Below are 18434 nucleotides of genomic sequence, written 5' to 3' on the forward strand. Positions count from 1 at the left end.
AGTGCATGCCAGGAGGAATCGGCGGCGGTCGGTGCTGGTGTGTGGCAATGTCAGGAATTCCCCACACAGGCCCCAAAAACAAAACGGCCCCCATCGCTGGGAGCCGCTTCTGTCTTGGAGGCGCAAGCCGGAATCGAACCGACGTACACGGATTTGCAATCCGCTGCATAACCACTCTGCCATTGCGCCGCAAAATGGGTTAAGCCAGCTAGTATACCGTACCTGAGCTCGTTGCGTAAGCGCCAGACGCCCGCCCCGCGGGGGCCCCTTTCTTCGGCCTTTTCCATGAATCCTGCCCGTATCGACCTGGTCACGTTGTCCCTGTTCGTCTCCGTGGTGCGCCTGGGCAGCATCTCGGCCGGCGCGCGGCAGGCGCACCTGGCCGTGGGCGCGGCCAGCAAGCGCATCGCCGACCTGGAGGCGGCGCTGGGCACGGCGCTGCTGTATCGCCATGCCAGCGGCGTGCAGCCCACCGAGGCCGGGCAGGCCTGCCTGCGCCACGCCCTGCGCGTGCTGGGCGAGGTCGAGCAGATGGCGGGCGCGCTCTCGGACTATGCCCACGGGGTCAAGGGCACGGTGCGGCTATATGCCAACACCTCGGCCATCACGCAGTTCCTGGCCGATGACCTGGCTGCCTTCATGCGCGCGCATCCTGCGGTGCAGATACACATGAAGGAAGAAAACAGCACCACCATCGTGCGCGCCCTGGCCGAGAACCAGGCCGACCTGGGCATCTTCGCCGACCGCACGCCCAGCGGCGAGCTGGCGGTCTATCCCTATCGCGGCGACCAGCTGGTGGTGGTGGCGCCGCCGCGCCATCCGCTGGCGCAGGCCCGGCAGCTCAATTTTGCGCAGACCCTGGACTACGACTATGTCGGCCTGTCGCAAAGCACCTCGCTGGCCATGCGGCTGCAGGAGGAGTGCGAGCGCCTGGGCCGCGAGCTCAAGCTGCGCATCCAGGTGCGCGGCTTCGATTCCATCTGCCGCATGGCGGTGTCCACCGGCTTTATCGGCATCCTGCCCCGGCTGGCGGCCGCGCCGCATGCGCAATCGATGCAGCTGACGCTGATCCCGCTGGTCGACGGCTGGGCGCGCCGCGAGCTGATCATCGGCGCGCGCGAGACCGAGTCGCTAAGCAGCGCGGCGCGGCAATTGCTGTCGCACCTGCAGGCGGCGGGGCAATCGGGGCTGCAATAAGGCAGTCGGGGCTGCAATAAGGCAATCGGGGTTGCAATAAGGGGCCTGCGGGGCGGGCCACAGGGCGCCGCGCCTGAGGGTGGGGCGCCACCCCTGGGGTTTGCCCGGATTTCGTATTTTGCGATAACCCTTTTCCCCTTTTAACGATTCCGGCGGGCCGGGCGCACGCTCCATACTGCGGCTCTCGCAACTTCCCACGAGCTGGAAACGCCCCATGAGCCCTGTGCAGATCCTGTCCGGCATCCGCGTGCTGGAGCTGGGCCAACTGATCGCCGGTCCCTTCGCCGCCAAGACGCTGGCCGATTTCGGCGCACGCATCATCAAGGTCGAACCGCCGGGGCAGGGCGATCCCTTGCGCAAATGGCGCATGCTCGATGGCGACACCTCGGTGTGGTGGGAAGCGCAGTCGCGCAACAAGGAGTCGATCTGCATCGACCTGCGCCGGCCCGAAGGCCAGCAGATGGTGCGCCAGCTGGCGGCCACGGCCGACGTGCTGATCGAGAATTTCCGTCCGGGCACCATGGAAAAGTGGGGCCTGTCCTGGGAGACGCTGCATGCGGACAACCCCAGGCTGATCATGCTGCGCGTCTCGGGCTACGGGCAGACGGGTCCCAAGCGCCTGGAGCCGGGCTTTGCCGCCATCGCCGAGGCCATGGCCGGGCTGCGTTACCTGAACGGCGAGCCTGGCCGCGCGCCGGTGCGCGCCGGCCTGTCGCTGGGCGATACCATCGCCGGCCTGCACGGCGCGCTGGGCGTGCTGCTGGCGCTGTACGAGCGCGATGCGCGCGGCGGGCAGGGCCAGGTCATCGATACCGCGCTGTACGAAAGCATCTTCAACCTCACCGAAAGCCTGCTGCCCGAATATTCGGTGTTCGGCGCCGTGCGCCAGCCGGCCGGCGCCAGCCTGCCGGGCATCGCGCCTTCCAATGCCTATCTGTGCCGCGACGGCAACTACGCGCTGATCGCCGGCAATGGCGACGCGATCTTCCAGCGCCTGATGCGCGCCATCGGCCGCGACGACCTGGCCGACGACCCGGCGCTGGCGCACAACGACGGGCGGGTGGCGCAGGTCGAACGCATCGACGGGGCCATCGGGGCCTGGACCGCCACGCAGGACATCGACACGGTGCTGGCGGTGATGCGCCAGGCCGACGTGCCGGCGGGCCGCAACTACACCGCGCGCGACATCGCCGAAGACCCGCATTTCCATGCGCGCGGCGCCATCGTCAAGGTGCGCAGCGCACGCGGCGCCGAGGTCGCCATGCCCGGCGTCATGCCCGTGCTTTCCGCCAATCCGGGCGCCGTGCGCCAGCGCGCGCCCCGGCTGGGCGAGCACACCGACGCCCTGCTGCGCGAGGCCGGGCTGTCGGACGAGCAGATCCGCGCGCTGCGCGAGCAAGGAGTCATCGCATGAAGCACGGTCCCGCCGCCATCGAGGTCAACGAGGTCGGTCCGCGCGACGGGCTGCAGATCGAGCCGGTATTCGTGCCCACCGACGAGAAGGTGCGTTTCGTGGACGCCCTGTCGGCCTGCGGCTTTGCGCGCATCGAGGTGACCAGCTTCACCTCGCCGCGCGCCATCCCGGCGCTGGCCGACGCCCAGGAAGTCATGGCCCGCATCACGCGCGTGCCCGGCGTGGTCTATACCGCGCTGATCCCCAATGTTCGGGGCCTGGAGCGGGCGCTGGAAGTCGGTATCGACGAGCTGAACCTGGTGATGTCCGCCAGCGAAACGCACAACCGCGCCAACCTGCGCATGACGCGCGAACAATCGCTGGCACAGCTGCTGGCGGTGATCGAACGCGGCGCGCAGGCCGGCAAGCCCAGCAACGTCTCGCTCTCGACGGCGTTCGGCTGCCCGTTCGAAGGCGAGGTCGACGCGGCCCAGGTGCTGCGCCTGGTGCAGGCCGTGGCCCGCGCCGGCGCGGCGGGCGTGACGCTGTGCGACACCACGGGCATGGCCTATCCCACGCAGGTGGCCCGGCTTTGCGAGCGCGTGCGCCAGGCCCATCCCGAACTGGGGCTGACCCTGCATACCCACAACACCCGCGGCATGGCGCTGGCCAATGCGGCCGCGGCCTGGCAGACGGGCGTGACGCGCTACGACGCGGCCGTCGGCGGGCTGGGCGGCTGCCCCTATGCGCCGGGCGCCAGCGGCAACGTCAATACCGAAGAGCTGGTCCACATGTTCGAGTCCATGGGCGTGGCCACCGGCGTGTCGCTCGATCGCGTGCTGCAGGTGGTCTCGGCCCTGCCGGCGGTGGTCGGCCGCACGCCGGTCTCGCCGCTGCTGGCCGCCGGGCCGCGCGAGCGGCGCCACGCCGCGCCGGCCTGGCTGGCCGAGCACTTCGCCCCTGGATGATCGCCCGTCCCTTTTCACCCTAGTTCCTCCACAACAACCCGGAGACAAACCGTGCAAAAAACTACCCTGCTGCGCCGTGGCCTGCGCTCCTTGACCGTACTGGCCTGCGCCCTGGGCGTGACCGGCCTGGCCCAGGCGCAGTCGTCCTATCCCAACCGTCCCATCAGCCTGCTGGTCTCGGCCGCGCCCGGCGGCACCACTGATATCTCGGCGCGCATGATCGCCGAGCCGCTGGGCCGCGCGCTGGGCCAGAGCGTGGTGGTCGAGAACCGCCCGGGCGGCGCGGGCGCCATCGCCGGCCAGGCCGTGGCGCGCGCCAAGCCCGACGGCTATACCCTGCTGCTGCAGTATTCGGGCTTTCACGTGATCACCCCGCACATCACGCCCAAGCTGCCCTGGGATCCGATCAAGGACTTCAAGCCCGTGGCCAACGTGCTGTCCGCGCCGCAGGTGCTGGTGGTGCGCGAAGGCCTGCCGTTCAAGAGCCTGCGCGAACTGGTCGAGGCCGACAAGGCCGCGCCGGGCAAGCTGAACTACGCCTCCTCGGGCGTGGGTTCGCTGCAGCAGGTTTCCACCGAGCTGCTCAACCAGATGGCGGGCACCAAGCTGATGCACATCCCCTACAACGGCACCGGCCCGGCCATGAACGACCTGCTGGGCGGCTCGGTGGACCTGACCATCACGACGCCGCCGCCGCTGCTGCCGCACATCGCCGCCGGCAAGCTGCGTCCGCTGGTGGTGACCGGCGAGCAGCGCCTGGCCTCGCTGCCGGACGTGCCGACCGCCGCCGAGGCCGGCTATCCCGAGCTGCTGGTGTCCTCGTGGTTCGCCATGTACGCGCCGGCCGGCACGCCCGACGAGATCGTCGACAGGCTGTCCGAGGAGATCCGCAAGATCATGGAAACCGACGAGTTCCGCCAGAAGGCCGAAGCCCTGGGCGCCGAGGCGCGCTACATGGATCCCAAGGCGCTGGGCGCCTACACCCAGGAAGAACTGGACCGCTGGGGCAAGGTCATCAAGGCCGCCAATATCACCCAGGAGTAGGCCGGCGGGCATCGCCGGCCGCGGCAGGCCTGGCGTGCCGCGGCGCAGCAAGTTGTCGACAATATTGAAGTGATGGCGGCGAGTTTGTTATGCTTGCCGCCATATCGTTTTGATATTGTCGACACATGAGCAAGGTGCTCTCCCTGCCCACCCTTGCCGCGGGCGAGACCGAAACGCTGTCGGAACAGGTGTTCCGGCAGATCCAGTCGGCCATCGTCAAGGGCGAGATCCCGCCCGGCAGCAAGATCTCCGAACCCGAGCTGGCCCGCGTCTACGGCATCAGCCGCGGGCCGCTGCGCGAGGCCATCCACCGGCTGGAAGGCCAGAAGCTGCTGGTGCGCGTGCCGCACGTGGGCGCGCGCGTGGTCTCGCTCAGCCAGCAGGAGCTGGCCGAGCTCTACCAGATCCGCGAGTCGCTCGAAGGCATGGCCTGCCGCCTGGCGGCCGAACGCATGGGCCCGCAGGCGGTGGACGAGCTGCGGCGGGTGCTCGATGCCCACGAGCGCGACGAAGCCTTCCAGGCCGGCATCGGCTATTACCAGCAGGAAGGCGACTACGACTTTCACTACCGCATCGTGCAGGGCAGCGGCAACGGCATGCTGATCCGCCTGCTGTGCGACGAGCTTTACCAGCTGGCGCGCATGTACCGCATCCAGTATTCGGCCACGCCGAACCGGCCGCGCCAGTCCTTCGCCGAGCACCACCGCATCCTGGACGCCATCGCCGAGGGCGACGGCGAACTGGCCGAACTGCTCATGCGCCGCCACATCCGCGCTTCCCGCCTTAACATCGAACGTCAGATCGCGCAGGGCAACCTGCAGCGCACCGAAGCATGAACCTCCAATACCGCAAGCCCCTGCCGGGCACCGACCTGGCCTATTTCGATGCCCGCGCCGCCGTCGAGGCCATCGCGCCCGGCGCCTACGACACGCTGCCCTATACCTCGCGGGTGCTGGCCGAGAACCTGGTGCGCCGCTGCGAGCCGGCGCTGCTGCCCGAGGCGCTGCGCCAGCTGGCCGAGCGCCGCCGCGACCTGGACTTTCCCTGGTATCCGGCGCGCGTGGTGTGCCACGACATCCTGGGGCAGACGGCGCTGGTGGACCTGGCGGGCCTGCGCGACGCCATCGCCGAGAAAGGCGGCGATCCGGCCAAGGTCAATCCCGTGGTGCCGGTGCAGCTGATCGTCGATCATTCGCTGGCGGTCGAGCATGCGGGCGACGACCCGCAGGCCTTCGCCAAGAACCGCGCGGTGGAAGACCGCCGCAACGAGGACCGCTTCCACTTCATCGACTGGACGCGCAAGGCCTTTCGCAACATCGACGTGGTGCCGCCGGGCAACGGCATCATGCACCAGATCAACCTGGAGCGCATGTCGCCGGTGGTGCAGGTGCAGGACGGCGTGGCCTATCCCGACACGCTGGTGGGCACCGACAGCCACACGCCGCACGTGGACGCGCTGGGCGTGATCGCCATCGGCGTGGGCGGCCTGGAGGCCGAGAACGTCATGCTCGGCCGGGCCTCGTGGATGCGCCTGCCGGACATCGTGGGCGTGGAGCTCGGCGGCAAGCCCGGGCCGGGCATCACCGCCACCGACATCGTGCTGACCTTGACCGAGTTCCTGCGCAAGGAAAAGGTGGTGGGGGCCTATCTGGAGTTCTACGGCGAGGGCGCGGCCAGCCTGACGCTGGGCGATCGCGCCACCATCTCGAACATGGCGCCCGAGTACGGCGCGACCGCGGCGATGTTCTTCATCGACGCGCAGACGCTGGAGTACCTGCGCCTGACCGGACGCGAGGACGAGCAGGTGCGGCTGGTCGAGACCTACGCCAAGGCCGCCGGCTTGTGGGCCGACAGCCTGCGCACGGCGCAATACGAGCGCGTGCTGCGCTTTGACCTGTCCACCGTGGTGCGCACGCTGGCCGGTCCGTCCAACCCGCACCGCCGCCTGCCGGTCTCGGAGCTGGCCGCGCGCGGCATCGCCGGCCCGGTGGCGCAGCAGGAAGGGCTGATGCCCGACGGCGCGGTGATCATCGCGGCCATCACCAGCTGCACCAATACCAGCAATCCCCGCAACGTGATCGCCGCGGGCCTGCTGGCGCGCAACGCCAACCGCGCCGGCCTGGCGCGCAAGCCCTGGGTCAAGAGCTCGCTGGCGCCCGGCTCCAAGGCGGTGGCGCTGTACCTGGACGAGGCCGGCCTGACGCGCGAACTGGAGCAGCTGGGCTTTGGCGTGGTGGCCTTCGCCTGTACCACCTGCAACGGCATGTCCGGCGCGCTCGATCCGCGCATCCAGCAAGAGATCATCGACCGCGACCTCTATGCCACGGCGGTGCTTTCGGGCAACCGCAACTTCGACGGCCGCATCCATCCCTATGCCAAGCAGGCCTTCCTGGCCTCGCCGCCGCTGGTGGTGGCCTATGCCATCGCGGGGACCATCCGCTTCGACATCGAGCGCGACGCGCTGGGCACCGATGCGCAGGGCAGGCCGATCCGCCTGGCCGACATCTGGCCCAGCGAGCAGGAGATCGACGCCGTGGTCAAGTCGGCGGTCAAGCCCGAGCATTTCCGCAAGGTCTACGAGCCCATGTTCGGCATCCGCGCCCGCAGCGAGGACGCGGTCAGCCCCTTGTATCCGTGGCGCCCGCAAAGCACCTACATCCGCCGCCCGCCCTATTGGGAAGGCGCGCTGGCCGGCGAGCGCACGCTGCGCGGCATGCGCGCGCTGGCGGTGCTGGGCGACAACATCACCACCGACCACCTGTCGCCGTCCAACGCCATCCTGCCCGACAGCGCGGCCGGCGAATACCTGGCCCGCATGGGCCTGCCCGAGGAAGACTTCAACAGCTACGCCACGCACCGGGGCGATCACCTGACGGCCCAGCGCGCCACCTTTGCCAACCCCAAGCTCTACAACGAGATGGTGCGCAACGAGGACGGCAGCGTGCGCCAGGGTTCGCTGGCGCGCGTGGAGCCCGAAGGCAAGGTAATGCGCATGTGGGAGGCCATCGAGACCTACATGCAGCGCAAGCAGCCGCTGATCATCGTGGCCGGCGCGGACTACGGCCAGGGCTCCTCGCGCGACTGGGCCGCCAAGGGCGTGCGGCTGGCCGGCGTCCAGGCCATCGTGGCCGAGGGCTTCGAGCGCATCCACCGCACCAACCTGATCGGCATGGGCGTGCTGCCGCTGGAATTCAAGCCGGGCACCGATCGCAAGACGCTGGGCCTGACCGGCGAGGAAACCTACGACGTGGTGGGCCAGCGCACGCCGCGCGCCGACCTGGTGCTGCGCGTGCATCGCCGCAGCGGCGAGACGATCGAGGTGCCGGTCACCTGCCGGCTGGACACGGCCGAGGAGGTATCCATCTACGAGGCTGGCGGCGTGCTGCAGCGTTTCGCGCAGGACTTCCTGGAGGCCGAGGCGGCCGGCGGCAGCGCCCGTGCGGCCCAGGCATAAGGGGCGATCTTCCATTTCCGAAGGATTCCAGGACAGAACCATGGCTCACGCTCCCCAGATTCGCGTTCCCGCCACCTACATGCGCGGGGGCACCAGCAAAGGCGTGTTCTTCAAGCTCGCCGACCTGCCCGAGGCCGCCCGCTCGCCCGGGCCGGCGCGCGATGCGCTGCTGCTTCGCGTGATCGGCAGCCCCGACCCCTACGGCAAGCAGATCGACGGCATGGGCGGGGCCACCTCCAGCACCAGCAAGACGGTCATCCTGGACAAGAGCAGCCGGCCCGGCCACGACGTCGATTATCTCTTCGGCCAGGTCTCCATCGACCAGCCCTTCATCGACTGGAGCGGCAACTGCGGCAACCTGTCCGCGGCCGTGGGGCCCTACGCCATCCGCAACGGCCTGGTCGAGGCGGCGCGCGTGCCCGCCGACGGCATCGCCGTGGTGCGCATCTGGCAGGCCAACATCGGCAAGACCATCGTGGCCCACGTGCCCATGCGCGGCGGCCAGGTGCAGGAGACCGGCGACTTCGAGCTGGACGGGGTGACCTTCCCGGCCGCCGAGGTCGTGCTGGAATTCATGAACCCGGCCGAGGAAGGCGAGGGCGGCTCGATGTTTCCCACCGGCAACGTGGTGGACGAGCTGCAGGTGCCGGGCGTGGGCAGCTTCCAGGCCACCTTCATCAATTCCGGCATCCCCACCATCTTCCTGCAGGCGCGGGCGCTGGGCTACACCGGCACCGAGTTGCAGGACGACATCAACGGCGACGCGCAGGCGCTGGCGCGTTTCGAAACCCTGCGTGCCCACGGCGCGCTGCGCATGGGGCTGATCCGCACGCTCGAGGAGGCCGCCACCCGCCAGCACACGCCCAAGATCGCCTTCGTGGCCCCGCCCAGCGACTACACCGCCTCCAGCGGCAAGCGCATCGCCGCGCAGGACGTGGACGTGCTGGTGCGGGCCCTGTCCATGGGCAAGCTGCACCACGCCATGATGGGCACGGCATCGGTGGCCATCGCCACGGCCGCCTCGGTGCCCGGCACGCTGGTCAACCTGGCGGCCGGCGGCGGCGCGCGCGAAAGCGTGCGCTTCGGCCATCCCTCGGGCACCTTGCGCGTGGGCGCGGTGGCCCGGCAGGTCGATGGCGAATGGACGGTCACCAAGGCCATCATGAGCCGCAGCGCCCGCATCCTGATGGACGGCTGGGTGCACGTGCCTCAGGCCTGACGCCGCCGCCGCGCCTGGCGCAGCAGCTGCGCGATGTCCCAGCCGGCGCCGCACAGCAGCAGCCGGGTGTGCAGGTCGTCGAATACATCCAGGCTGATGGCCGGGCCCAGGGCGGTCAATTCGCGCCCTTGCAGGCGCACGAAGCCCATGGGGTAGCGCCGCCCCAAGGCGCGCCACAATGCGTGGGCCGCGGCCGATTGGCGCGCGCCGCTGAGCAGGCTCACGCCCGCATCGAGCATCTGGCGGTATAGCCAGGTGGCCACGCCCTGGCGCTGGTAGGCCGGCCGAAAGCGCGCGTGCGGCGAGCGCACGTAGGGATCGAGCGCGCGGTCGATATCCACCAGCCGGTTGAACACCACGTAGCCGGCCAGCAGGCGCGCGCGTACGTCCTCGATATAGAAGTAGTGCTCGCCGTCGGCGCTGCGCTGGTGCACGCGCAAATGGGTCAGGCCCGCCAGGGGCAGCCCGCGCGCGCGCAAGCGCGGCGTGCGCGCCTGCAGCCGGGCTTGCAGCGCGTCCAGCTCGGCCTGCACCCGCTGCGTGCCGGCATCGTAGTCAATCCGCATGGCAGGCCAGCTCGCAAGGCTCGCAAGCCGGACCGCCCGCCGGCCCGGCCCACCATCCGCTGCGCAGGCCCGCCGGGCGGCTGCGCGCCTGCACCCGGGCGCTGCTTTCCCAGGCGTGCGCCGGTACGTTCAGCCCGGCAAAAATGCCGTAGCCTTCCCCGGCCACGATCCGGCCTTCGGTCCACAGGCTTTCGCCGGCCCGGATGGCTCCGGCGGCGTGCAGCCCGGCGCGGGCGCGGATGCCCCAGCCCGCCGTCACGTGGCCGGCGCAGCGCAGCAGCGCGCCGCATTCCACGCCGTGCCGCGTGCTCAGGTCCGCCTCGCACAGGATGTCGCCGCCGGCGCGCAGGCCCTTGTCGCAGTGCATGCCTGCGCCCGCGTGCAGGTGCTGGCCGACCCGGGCCTGCCCGCGCACGCGTACCGGGCCGGTGCAGTCCAGGTCCCAGCCGGCCTTCAGTTCCTCGCACTCCAGCGTGTCGCGGACCTGGATGTTCCAGCCGGCCCGCAGCAGGCCGCGAACGCTGACCGGCCCGTCGCAGGCCAGCGCGGCCTCGCAGGCCACGTCGCCGCCGGCGGCCAGCGCCGTCCCCGCCCGGATGCCGGCGCCGGCCTGGATGCCGCGGCCCGTGCGCAGCGTGCCGTCCACGTCTATGCCGTGGCGCACCCGCAGCGTGCCGGCAAAGACGAGATCGCCGCAATCGAGCGTATCGAGCTCGAGCACGGCGTCAGTGGGGCCGAACTGATCCAGCAGCCAGCAGGCGTCCTGCACGCGCCCGGCCGCCACCAGCGCGTCCAGCAGCTCCTGGTAGCTGCTGTCCTGGCGGGCGTTGCGCACATACCAGCGAAAGCCGTCCGCGCAAGGCTGCTTGGCCTTGATGAATGCCTTGGTGATGTCCATGCGTGTTCCTTGCCGCCCGGGGCTGGCGCTCCCAGGCGTGGCAGGCGGCCTTTGCGTTGACGCGAAGGCCGCCCGGTCGCGCGGCAGGTGTGCCCGACGACCTAGGAATTGCGCAGAAAAGTATCGGGGCGGTCGCCGGGCTCAGTCATGTGCGGCGAGAGCCGCGGCCGGGCCGGCGCCAGGCCAGACGGCCCGCCGGGAGGCGGGCAGGGCGCGCGGGGATGCGCGCAGGCAGGTCTGGCAAGGGTTCATGGCCGGGGATTCTAGCCCTTGCCCGTCGGCTTGTACACCGGCCGGCATGGGCGCCTGCGCCGCCGGTATGATTGCCTCCTGCGCGTAGCGCCCCGTCCGATCCCTGAAACGCCATTGCGAGCCGGCCATGACACCTTCCATCGCGGATCCTGCAGTGTCCCCGGGCCACCGGCAGGCCGGGCCGATCTACCGGCAGGTCTACGACCGGGTGCGCGGGGCCATCGCCGCCGGCGTGCTCCGGCCGGGCGACCGGGTGCCTTCCGTGCGCGCGCTGTCCAAGGAGCTGGGCGTGGCGCGCGGCACCATCGAGCTGGCGTATGCCTTGCTGTCCACCGAAGGCTTTCTGCTGGCGCGCGGGCCGGCCGGCACCGTGGTCCATCCCGGCTTGCGTGCCCAGGCGGCGCGTGCGCCTTCGGCGCCCGAGCCGCCCGCCGGGCCGCCGGCGCCCGATCCGCACGATGTGCTGCGCCGGCCGGCCCAGTTGATGGCTTTCCAGATGGGCGTGCCGGCCGTCGATGCCTTTCCGCGCAAGATATGGGCGCGGCTGGGCGCGCGCCATCTGCGAGGCCTGCAGGCCGCCGACCTGGACTATCCGCCGCCCTATGGCTTGCCGTCCCTGCGCAGCGCCATCGCCTCGTACCTGCGCGTGGCCCGCGGCATCGAGTGCGCCGCGCAGCAGGTGTTCCTGACGCCGGGCTGGCGCGCCAGCCTGCAATGGGTGGTCCATGCCGTGCTGCGCGCAGGCCAGCGCGCCTGGGTGGAGGATCCGGGCTATCCGCCCACGCGGCAGCTGCTGCGGCATCTGGGCGTGGCGACCGTGGCGGTGCCGGTGGACGGCGAGGGCCTGGACGTGGCCCGGGGCATCGCGCTGGCCGCCGATGCCCGGCTGGCCGCCGTCACGCCCGCCCACCAGAGCCCGCTGGCCATGACGCTCTCGCTGCCGCGCCGCCAGGCGCTGCTGGACTGGGCCCAGGCCAGCCAGGCCTGGATCGTCGAGGACGATTATGACGGCGAGTACCGCTATGCCAGCCGGCCGCTGCCGGCGCTGGCCAGCCTGGACCGCCAGGGCCGCGTGCTGTATGCCGGTTCGTTCAGCAAGGTGCTGTTTCCGGGCATACGGCTGGGCTACCTGGTCGTGCCCGAGGCGCAGGTGGCGGCTTTCGAACGGGTCGGCCGCTTGCTGTGCGCATCCGGCGCGCCGGCCATGACCCAGGCCATACTGGCCGATTTCATGGCCGAAGGACACTTCACCCGGCATATCCAGCGCATGCGCCGGCTTTACGCCGCGCGCCGCGCCGCCACGGCGGCCGCGCTCGAGCAGGGCCTGGACGGGCGGCTGCAGGTCGAGCCCCAGCCCGGCGGCATGCACCTGGTGCTGCGCCTGCCCGAGGGCAGCGACGACCAGGCATTGGCGGCGCGGCTGCTCGAGCATGGCATGGCGGTGCAGCCCTTGTCGCCCTGGTGGGCATCCGGGCGGCGCGACCCGGGCCTGATGCTCAGCTTCACGCATTGCGCCGATCCGGCGCCGGCCGAGCGGCTGGGGCGGCTGCTCGCGCAATGGCTGTAGCCGGGCGGCCCGCGCTGCCGGGGCTGCCCGCCCCGGGGCGAAGACGCGCCGCGCGCGGGCAAGGCCGCGGGGCAGGGCGCTAGCCCAGGGGCGCCTTGTCCAGCCCGTACAGCTTGTCGGCCGAGCCCGGCACGGGCAGAAAGGCCACGCTCAGGCGGTTCCAGCCGTTGATGGCGACGACCAGGAAGGACAGGTCGGCCAGGTCTTCCTCCGACAATTGCTCGCGCACGCCGGCGAATACCTCGTCGGGCACGCCTTGCGGGGACAGGCGGGTCAGCGCCTCGGTCCATTCCAGGGCGGCGCGCTCGCGCGGCGAGAACAGCGGCGATTCGCGCCAGACGGCCACGTGGTGCAGGCGCAGTTCGCGCTCGCCGCGCAGCTTGGCTTCTTTCACGTGCATGTCCACGCAAAAGGCGCAGCCGTTCAGTTGCGAGGCGCGCAGGGTGACCAGGTGGCCGATCTCGGCCAGCCAGGGCTTTTTGTGCAGCAGCTGGTTAAAGGCGATGTATTGCTTGGCGGCCTCGGGCGAGGCCTTGAAGTAGTCCAGGCGGGGGCTCATGGCGGGTCTTGCTCCAGATCGAAAGGCGGCGGGCATGTCCGGCAGCGCCGGATCGATGTCCCAGCCCGCATTCTGGCCTTGCCTTGACCGCCGGCCCAGGGCCAAGAAAGGTGTTTGCGACTGGGCCATGTCGCCGGCCCCGCCGGCCGGCCGCCTCCCGCCGGCGCGCCCGGGGGCATGCGATGCCGGTTGATCTGTCAGGTCTTGCGCCGTACCCTTGGGCCTTTCCGTCCGCCACCCGATAGGCCCATCGTGCACGCATTCAACTGGTCCAACCCCTATCCGTCCGTCCGCATCCCGCTGTTTGCCCGCAACGTCGTCTCGACTTCCAATCCGCTGGCCTCGCAGGCCGGCGTGCGCATGCTGCTCAAGGGAGGCAATGCGGTCGATGCGGCCATCGCCTGCGCGGCGGCCATGACCATCGTCGAGCCGGTCTCCAACGGGCTGGGCAGCGATTGTTTCGCCATCCTGTGGGACGGCAAGGGCCTGCATGGGCTCAACGCCTCGGGCACGGCCCCGGCCGCCTGGAGCGTGGACTACTTCGCCCGCAAGTACGGCACCGGCCCCGACGGCCTGGCCGCGCGGCCCCAGCGCGGCTGGGACACCGTCACCGTGCCGGGCGCGGTGGCCGGCTGGGCCAGCCTGTCCGAGCGTTTCGGCAAGCTGCCCTTCGAGCAGCTGTTCGAGCCGGCCATCGAGCTGGCCGAACGCGGCTACGGCGTGCCGCCCATCACCGCCCACAAATGGGCGGCCGCGCAGGACGAACTGCGCGAGCAGCCCGGTTTTGCCCAGGCCTTCCTGCCCCAGGGGCGCGCGCCGGCCACGGGCGAGCATTTCCGCTTGCCCGAGGCGGCCCGCTCGCTGCGCCGCATCGCCGAAACCTGCGGGCGCGACTTCTACGAAGGCGAGCTGGCCGAGCGCATGGCGGCCTTCAGCAAGGAATGCGGCGGCGCCCTGCAGCTGGACGACCTGCGCCGCTACGCGCCCGAATGGGTGCAGCCCCTGTCGCGCTCGTATCGCGGCTACGCGCTGCACGAGATCCCGCCCAACGGCCAGGGCATCGCCGCGCTCATCGCCCTGGGCATCTGCGAGCGTTTCGACCTGGCCGCCCACGAGGTGGACAGCCCGATCTCGCAGCATATCCAGATCGAGGCGATGAAGCTGGCCTTCGCCGACGTCTACCGCTATGTCGCCGATCCGCGTGCCATGGAGGTCACGCCCGAGCAGATGCTGGACGACGCCTACCTGGACGAGCGCGCCCGGCTCATCGACCTGGACCGCGCGGCCCGCCCGGCCGCGGGCCGGCCCCACGCCGGGGGCACCATCTACCTGACCGCCGCCGACGAAAGCGGGATGATGATCTCCTTCATCCAGTCCAACTACATGGGCTTTGGCTCGGGCGTCGTGGTGCCGGGCACCGGCATCAGCCTGCAGAACCGCGGCATGGGCTTTTCGCTCGATCCCAAGTCGGCCAACGTGGTCGAGCCGGGCAAGCGGCCTTTCCATACCATCATCCCTGGCTTTCTGACCCGCGAGGGCAAGCCGGTGATGAGCTTTGGCGTCATGGGCGGCGACATGCAGCCGCAAGGCCACCTGCAAACGCTCATCCGCATGCTGGACTACCGCCAGCAGCCCCAGGCCGCGTGCTGCGCGCCGCGCTGGAAGGTCAACCGCGACTTCACGCTGGATGTCGAGGCCAGCATGGATCCCCGGCTGGTGCAGGCGCTGGCCCAGCGGGGCCACGTCCTGCAGTCCATCGACGATCCCTACATGGACTTCGGCGCCGGCCAGTTCATCTGGCGCCTGCACGAGCAGGACAACGAACGCGGCTACGTGGCGGCCAGCGATGCGCGCAGGGACGGGGCCGCGGTGGGGTTCTGAAACGGGGCGGCGGGGCTCGCCGCAACCGGCGCCCCGGCGCCGGTTGCGGTCAATCGAAGCGGCAGCGTATCGTCCAGCCATCCGGGCCGCTGCACCGTAGCGCCAGCGGATCGGGATCGATCGGACGGGAAAAGAATACCGTTTGGTACGGCGAGCTATGGGCCTGCTGCAGCTGTTGCAGGGTGCTAAGCGGCGGATTGAAATAGCTGAAGATGCCCACCGTCGTCAAGCCAAAGCGGGTGGCGGCCAGATCGCCGTGCACGCCGATGACGTGGCCCGAAGTCGCCATGGGTCCGTAGCTCAGGATGGCGGAAAAGTCGTAGCCCAGGTCCTGCGCCACGGCCAGATTGGTATTGCCACGCTGCCAGCGGAATGTCGGCATTTCCGATATGGCCCAGTCGTCGAACCCGAACGGCTTCATGGCATTGAAGGCGGGGGTGGCGTGCAAGAAGTTGAAATCGCAGTCGTTGCCGGGCGAGTGAAAATCCCGGGCGTTTTCCGTGCCTAGCTCGCGCCACGACAGGTGCAGCCGCGCGCAGCCGTTTTCCAGCCTCATCGCCGCCCCATAGCGTACGTGCAGCCGGCCGGTGTACAGGTTTGCCAGCAGGCCCGGATCGATCCGGGGGTAGGCCACGAGCTTCTGGGTGGCTTCGATATCCTCGGAGTGGTTCGCGAAGACCGCGCGGGCCAGGGGCGAGGCGTCTGTGCGCAGCTCCTCCATGGTTGCGGCTTCGCTATGCTTGGTCGCTTCGTAGTTGTACGCCTCCAGCAGCAGGTTGAGCGCTAACAGTTGCAGGCCGGCCACCTGGTCCTGCTGCTGGTTCACGACGTCGAAGAAGTCGCTGTTCACGGTCAGCGGATAGTCGGGGTTGGTAATGGCTTGCAGCCGATACCAGACCGCCGCCGCCGAGTCCAGGGGGGTGCCGGAACCCTCCTGTATGAGCCGCAGGTGCACGATGGCCTCGGACGCTTGCCTGATGATGTCGGTCGACAGGTCGGCAAGCAGGGCGGGAAGCTCCGGCGAGCCGCCAGCGGCCAGGAGCATCATGTAGCGCCGATGCAGGGACGTGACCGTCGCGCGCGACTGGGACGTTGCGGTTTGCATATTCGCGTAGCTGTTGTACAGGCCTTGCACGTATTGCTGGTCGCTCAGCGCCTGGATGGCCTGCTGCACCTGCTGGAAACCGGTCTCCATCTTGCGGTCCAGCGCACGCACCTGGTTCTGGATGATGGTCAGGTCCCCGGATATCTCCCTGAGCTTTCCGTCGATCTGGTCCAGGCGGCCCGCATAGTCCGGCTTGGCCCAGTTCAGCGCGGCAAGGCCCCAGCCGCTGATCCGTTCGGTCACCGGATGGTCGAACCGGGCCAGGTAGTTCAAGCCGCGGCGCGCCAGGCTGGCGCCGATGCTGATCGCCATTTCTTCCTCGAACGAGGCGCCAAGCAGGATGCCGCGATAAGGCTGGGTCAGCGACGGGTCGGCGAGGATATCCTCGGCCAGGCGAGGCAGGGCGATGTCGAGCGGGACGCCGCCCTGAGCCCGCAAGAACGCTTCGACGTCGAACTCCCGGACGTCGTTGTCCCGCAAGTCGTGGCTGTCCAGCAGCCCCAGGTAGCGGCGGACGTCCGCCGCCGCGTCGGCGGGCGTGTAGCCGGGGCGCTGCCGCAGCCCGGCATCCAGGACATGGGCCGCCAGCGTCGTCAGCACGGTGACGTGCAGGACCCCGTCCAGGCGGTCGAAATCGTCCTGCACCATCAGCAGCGGGCCTTCGACGGGCTGGCCGGACGCCATGCCGCCGGTCGCCACCACGAAGAAATCCCGCGGCAATGCGCCAGGCAGCGGGAGGACGAAAAAGCCGCTGTCGTCCGAGCGCGCCTGCGCGAGCAGGTCCCCGCTGGGCAAGCGCAGTTCCACCGTGGCGCCTGCCACGGGCGCGTCCAGGTAGACCTGCCCGGCCGCGCGCTGCGAGACCGGCGCTTCGACCATGATATTGTCGAGCGTGGCGCCCACGCGCTGGAAGAACGCGTCTTCGCCCGCGTCGCCGTCGCTGCTGCCGCACGCTGTCAGTGCGCCTGAAATGCAGGCAAGCGCCAGGAATGCGCGTGCGCGCCGGAACTGCCGCGCACCGAAGCGCGGGGAGAAAGCAAGAGAAGAGACCATGATGGATCTGCCGTGGGAAGAGGGAGCAGCCGGAGTGTAGGTGCCCTCCGATACGGGACATCCACAAAGCGTTTCGCGCTTTCCACATCGTGTTCCGGAACGAGCCGGTCCGTCGTTCTGCGTCCACAAAGCCGGCCAGGAACAGGGCGGCCTGCTAAGATTCGCCAGCTATCGCGTTCTGCCCATCATGCCGCTCATCGTTGCTCCCAGCTGCCCTGCCGTCCGGCACCGTGTCCTGAACCTGGACGAAGTGCGCCCGGATTTGCGGTTTTCGCAATGGCAGGAATGGATGGACGACATGATCGATGTCCTGCCGGCGCGCCGCATGCCCGTGCGGCCTTACCAAGGGCGCCTGGAGCTGCATGCGGTGGGCGAGATCACGCTGTCGCTCTGCCGCAGCGAAGCCATGCGGCTGAAGCGGTCGCTGGCGCGCATCTCGCGCGACGGGCACCGCGATTATGTCTTTCAGTTCATCCTGTCCGGCAAGCCGGGCATGGTGCGCGCATACGGGCAGGATACGATCGTTCGCCGCGGCGACATCCTGGCGATCGATTTCGATGAGCCCATCGAGATGGAGCGGCCCGCCTACGAGGCCTTGGCGCTGTTCGTTCCCAGGGCCCTGATGGCCCCGTTGCTGGTCGGCGCGCAGATCCATGCCCGCGTATTGCGTGGCGGCCAGGGCATGGCCGCGCTTGCCACGGCGTGGATGGGCCAGTACCTGCGCGAGCTGCCGCGGCTTACGGCAGCCGAAGCGCATAGGGCGCTGGTCGCCTTGCTGCCGCTGCTCTCCGAGTGCTATGCCGGCAGCCCCGCAAGCAGCGGCCCGGCCCCGGGCGCCGCGCATCACGGGCTGCTGGGACAGTTGCTGGCCTTTGTCGACAGCCACTGGGACGATCCCGACATCACGCCCGAAACCCTGCGCGAGCGGTTCGGCCTGTCGCGGCGCCAGCTCTACGCGGCCTTCGAGCCCTGCAAAGAAGGGCCGGCCACGTTGATACGGCGCCGCCGTCTTGCCGCCGCCCGGACCGAGCTCGTGCAACAGCCCAACGCTTCCATCGCGCAAGTGGCCTATGGCTGCGGCTTTAGCAGCCTTTCGGATTTCGGCCGCGCTTTCCGGCGCGAGTACGGCCTGTCGCCGAGCGCCTTGCGCGCATCGGCGCAGGCTGGCCGCATGCGGGTGCGCCCGCTCGCGGACCCTCGTCCCTATGCCCGCTATCTGGCCGGTGCGCACGCGCGCCCGATGCCAGGCGCGTAGTGCAGCGGCCGGCCCGTTCCCGG

At 69.9% G+C, this 18434-nt stretch carries 14 protein-coding genes and 1 tRNA gene; 10 read left to right on the forward strand and 5 right to left on the reverse strand.

The window, feature by feature from the left end; all coding sequences use genetic code 11:
• Window positions 1–115: 115 nt before the first annotated feature.
• Window positions 116–189: transfer RNA gene (locus V8Z80_RS10985), tRNA-Cys, on the reverse strand.
• Window positions 190–285: 96 nt separating this feature from the next.
• Here V8Z80_RS10985 and V8Z80_RS10990 point away from each other — a divergent pair.
• The 7 genes from V8Z80_RS10990 (at window position 286) to prpF (ending at window position 9275) form a co-directional block, all read left to right on the forward strand.
• Complete coding sequence (locus V8Z80_RS10990; RefSeq protein ID WP_336062040.1) at window positions 286–1197, forward strand: LysR family transcriptional regulator; 912 nt, start codon at window positions 286–288, stop codon at window positions 1195–1197.
• A 214-nt stretch (window positions 1198–1411) separates the two neighbouring features.
• The gene (locus tag V8Z80_RS10995) at window positions 1412–2611 is read left to right on the forward strand and encodes a CaiB/BaiF CoA transferase family protein (RefSeq protein ID WP_336062041.1); all 1200 of its coding nucleotides are present in this window, start codon (window positions 1412–1414) and stop codon (window positions 2609–2611) included.
• Window positions 2608–3558 (forward strand): hydroxymethylglutaryl-CoA lyase, encoded by a 951-nt coding sequence (locus tag V8Z80_RS11000; protein WP_336062042.1) that lies wholly within the window; start codon window positions 2608–2610, stop codon window positions 3556–3558. Before V8Z80_RS10995 ends, V8Z80_RS11000 begins: the two co-directional genes overlap by 4 nt.
• A 90-nt stretch (window positions 3559–3648) precedes the next feature.
• Entirely contained in the window at window positions 3649–4602 is a 954-nt protein-coding gene (locus V8Z80_RS11005) for a Bug family tripartite tricarboxylate transporter substrate binding protein (RefSeq protein WP_336062064.1), read from the forward strand.
• Between the two features lie 125 nt (window positions 4603–4727).
• A complete protein-coding gene (locus tag V8Z80_RS11010; RefSeq protein ID WP_155197106.1) occupies window positions 4728–5438 on the forward strand; it encodes a GntR family transcriptional regulator in 711 nt (236 codons plus the stop codon).
• Window positions 5435–8056 carry a Fe/S-dependent 2-methylisocitrate dehydratase AcnD gene (gene acnD / locus V8Z80_RS11015; RefSeq protein ID WP_336062043.1) on the forward strand — a complete coding sequence of 874 codons (2622 nt, stop codon included), beginning with the start codon at window positions 5435–5437 and terminating at the stop codon, window positions 8054–8056. The genes V8Z80_RS11010 and acnD overlap by 4 nt, the downstream gene beginning before the upstream one ends.
• 40 nt (window positions 8057–8096) lie before the next feature.
• Window positions 8097–9275: a 2-methylaconitate cis-trans isomerase PrpF gene (prpF, locus tag V8Z80_RS11020; RefSeq protein WP_155197104.1), complete on the forward strand. Its 1179-nt coding sequence runs from the start codon at window positions 8097–8099 to the stop codon at window positions 9273–9275.
• Here the strand turns inward: prpF and V8Z80_RS11025 are convergent.
• Both V8Z80_RS11025 and V8Z80_RS11030 read right to left on the reverse strand, forming a co-directional pair.
• Complete coding sequence (locus V8Z80_RS11025; protein WP_336062044.1) at window positions 9266–9841, reverse strand: N-acetyltransferase; 576 nt, start codon at window positions 9839–9841, stop codon at window positions 9266–9268. The genes prpF and V8Z80_RS11025 overlap by 10 nt on opposite strands.
• Window positions 9831–10739: a hypothetical protein gene (locus V8Z80_RS11030; protein WP_155197102.1), complete on the reverse strand. Its 909-nt coding sequence runs from the start codon at window positions 10737–10739 to the stop codon at window positions 9831–9833. Before V8Z80_RS11030 ends, V8Z80_RS11025 begins: the two co-directional genes overlap by 11 nt.
• Before the next feature lie 379 nt (window positions 10740–11118).
• Here V8Z80_RS11030 and pdxR point away from each other — a divergent pair, with 379 nt between their 5' ends.
• Window positions 11119–12558 (forward strand): MocR-like pyridoxine biosynthesis transcription factor PdxR, encoded by a 1440-nt coding sequence (gene pdxR, locus V8Z80_RS11035; RefSeq protein WP_442951966.1) that lies wholly within the window; start codon window positions 11119–11121, stop codon window positions 12556–12558.
• Window positions 12559–12637: 79 nt separating this feature from the next.
• Here pdxR and V8Z80_RS11040 read toward each other — a convergent pair whose 3' ends face one another.
• A complete protein-coding gene (locus tag V8Z80_RS11040; RefSeq protein ID WP_155197159.1) occupies window positions 12638–13117 on the reverse strand; it encodes a carboxymuconolactone decarboxylase family protein in 480 nt (159 codons plus the stop codon).
• A gap of 252 nt (window positions 13118–13369) precedes the next feature.
• Here V8Z80_RS11040 and V8Z80_RS11045 point away from each other — a divergent pair, with 252 nt between their 5' ends.
• Entirely contained in the window at window positions 13370–14998 is a 1629-nt protein-coding gene (locus tag V8Z80_RS11045) for a gamma-glutamyltransferase family protein (RefSeq protein ID WP_336062046.1), read from the forward strand.
• A gap of 49 nt (window positions 14999–15047) precedes the next feature.
• Here V8Z80_RS11045 and V8Z80_RS11050 read toward each other — a convergent pair whose 3' ends face one another.
• Window positions 15048–17156 (reverse strand): hypothetical protein, encoded by a 2109-nt coding sequence (locus tag V8Z80_RS11050; RefSeq protein WP_336062047.1) that lies wholly within the window; start codon window positions 17154–17156, stop codon window positions 15048–15050.
• A 187-nt stretch (window positions 17157–17343) separates the two neighbouring features.
• Between V8Z80_RS11050 and V8Z80_RS11055 the strand changes: the two genes are divergently transcribed.
• Entirely contained in the window at window positions 17344–18411 is a 1068-nt protein-coding gene (locus tag V8Z80_RS11055) for a helix-turn-helix domain-containing protein (RefSeq protein WP_336062048.1), read from the forward strand.
• Window positions 18412–18434 lie beyond the last annotated feature (23 nt).

Origin of the sequence: Orrella sp. JC864 (genome assembly GCF_037026685.1) — a bacterium.
Lineage (GTDB): Bacteria > Pseudomonadota > Gammaproteobacteria > Burkholderiales > Burkholderiaceae_B > Orrella.

Bases quoted from the DNA above. Each gene is read 5' to 3' on its own strand.
- V8Z80_RS11025 (WP_336062044.1), bottom strand. From the start codon at position 9,841: ATGCGGATTGACTACGATGCCGGCACGCAGCGGGTGCAGGCCGAGCTG.
- V8Z80_RS11010 (WP_155197106.1), top strand. From the start codon at position 4,728: ATGAGCAAGGTGCTCTCCCTGCCCACCCTTGCCGCGGGCGAGACCGAA.
- V8Z80_RS10990 (WP_336062040.1), top strand. From the start codon at position 286: ATGAATCCTGCCCGTATCGACCTGGTCACGTTGTCCCTGTTCGTCTCC.
- V8Z80_RS11050 (WP_336062047.1), bottom strand. From the start codon at position 17,156: ATGGTCTCTTCTCTTGCTTTCTCCCCGCGCTTCGGTGCGCGGCAGTTC.
- pdxR (WP_442951966.1), top strand. From the start codon at position 11,119: ATGACACCTTCCATCGCGGATCCTGCAGTGTCCCCGGGCCACCGGCAG.
- prpF (WP_155197104.1), top strand. From the start codon at position 8,097: ATGGCTCACGCTCCCCAGATTCGCGTTCCCGCCACCTACATGCGCGGG.
- V8Z80_RS10995 (WP_336062041.1), top strand. From the start codon at position 1,412: ATGAGCCCTGTGCAGATCCTGTCCGGCATCCGCGTGCTGGAGCTGGGC.
- V8Z80_RS11055 (WP_336062048.1), top strand. From the start codon at position 17,344: ATGCCGCTCATCGTTGCTCCCAGCTGCCCTGCCGTCCGGCACCGTGTC.
- V8Z80_RS11040 (WP_155197159.1), bottom strand. From the start codon at position 13,117: ATGAGCCCCCGCCTGGACTACTTCAAGGCCTCGCCCGAGGCCGCCAAG.
- acnD (WP_336062043.1), top strand. From the start codon at position 5,435: ATGAACCTCCAATACCGCAAGCCCCTGCCGGGCACCGACCTGGCCTAT.
- V8Z80_RS11030 (WP_155197102.1), bottom strand. From the start codon at position 10,739: ATGGACATCACCAAGGCATTCATCAAGGCCAAGCAGCCTTGCGCGGAC.
- V8Z80_RS11000 (WP_336062042.1), top strand. From the start codon at position 2,608: ATGAAGCACGGTCCCGCCGCCATCGAGGTCAACGAGGTCGGTCCGCGC.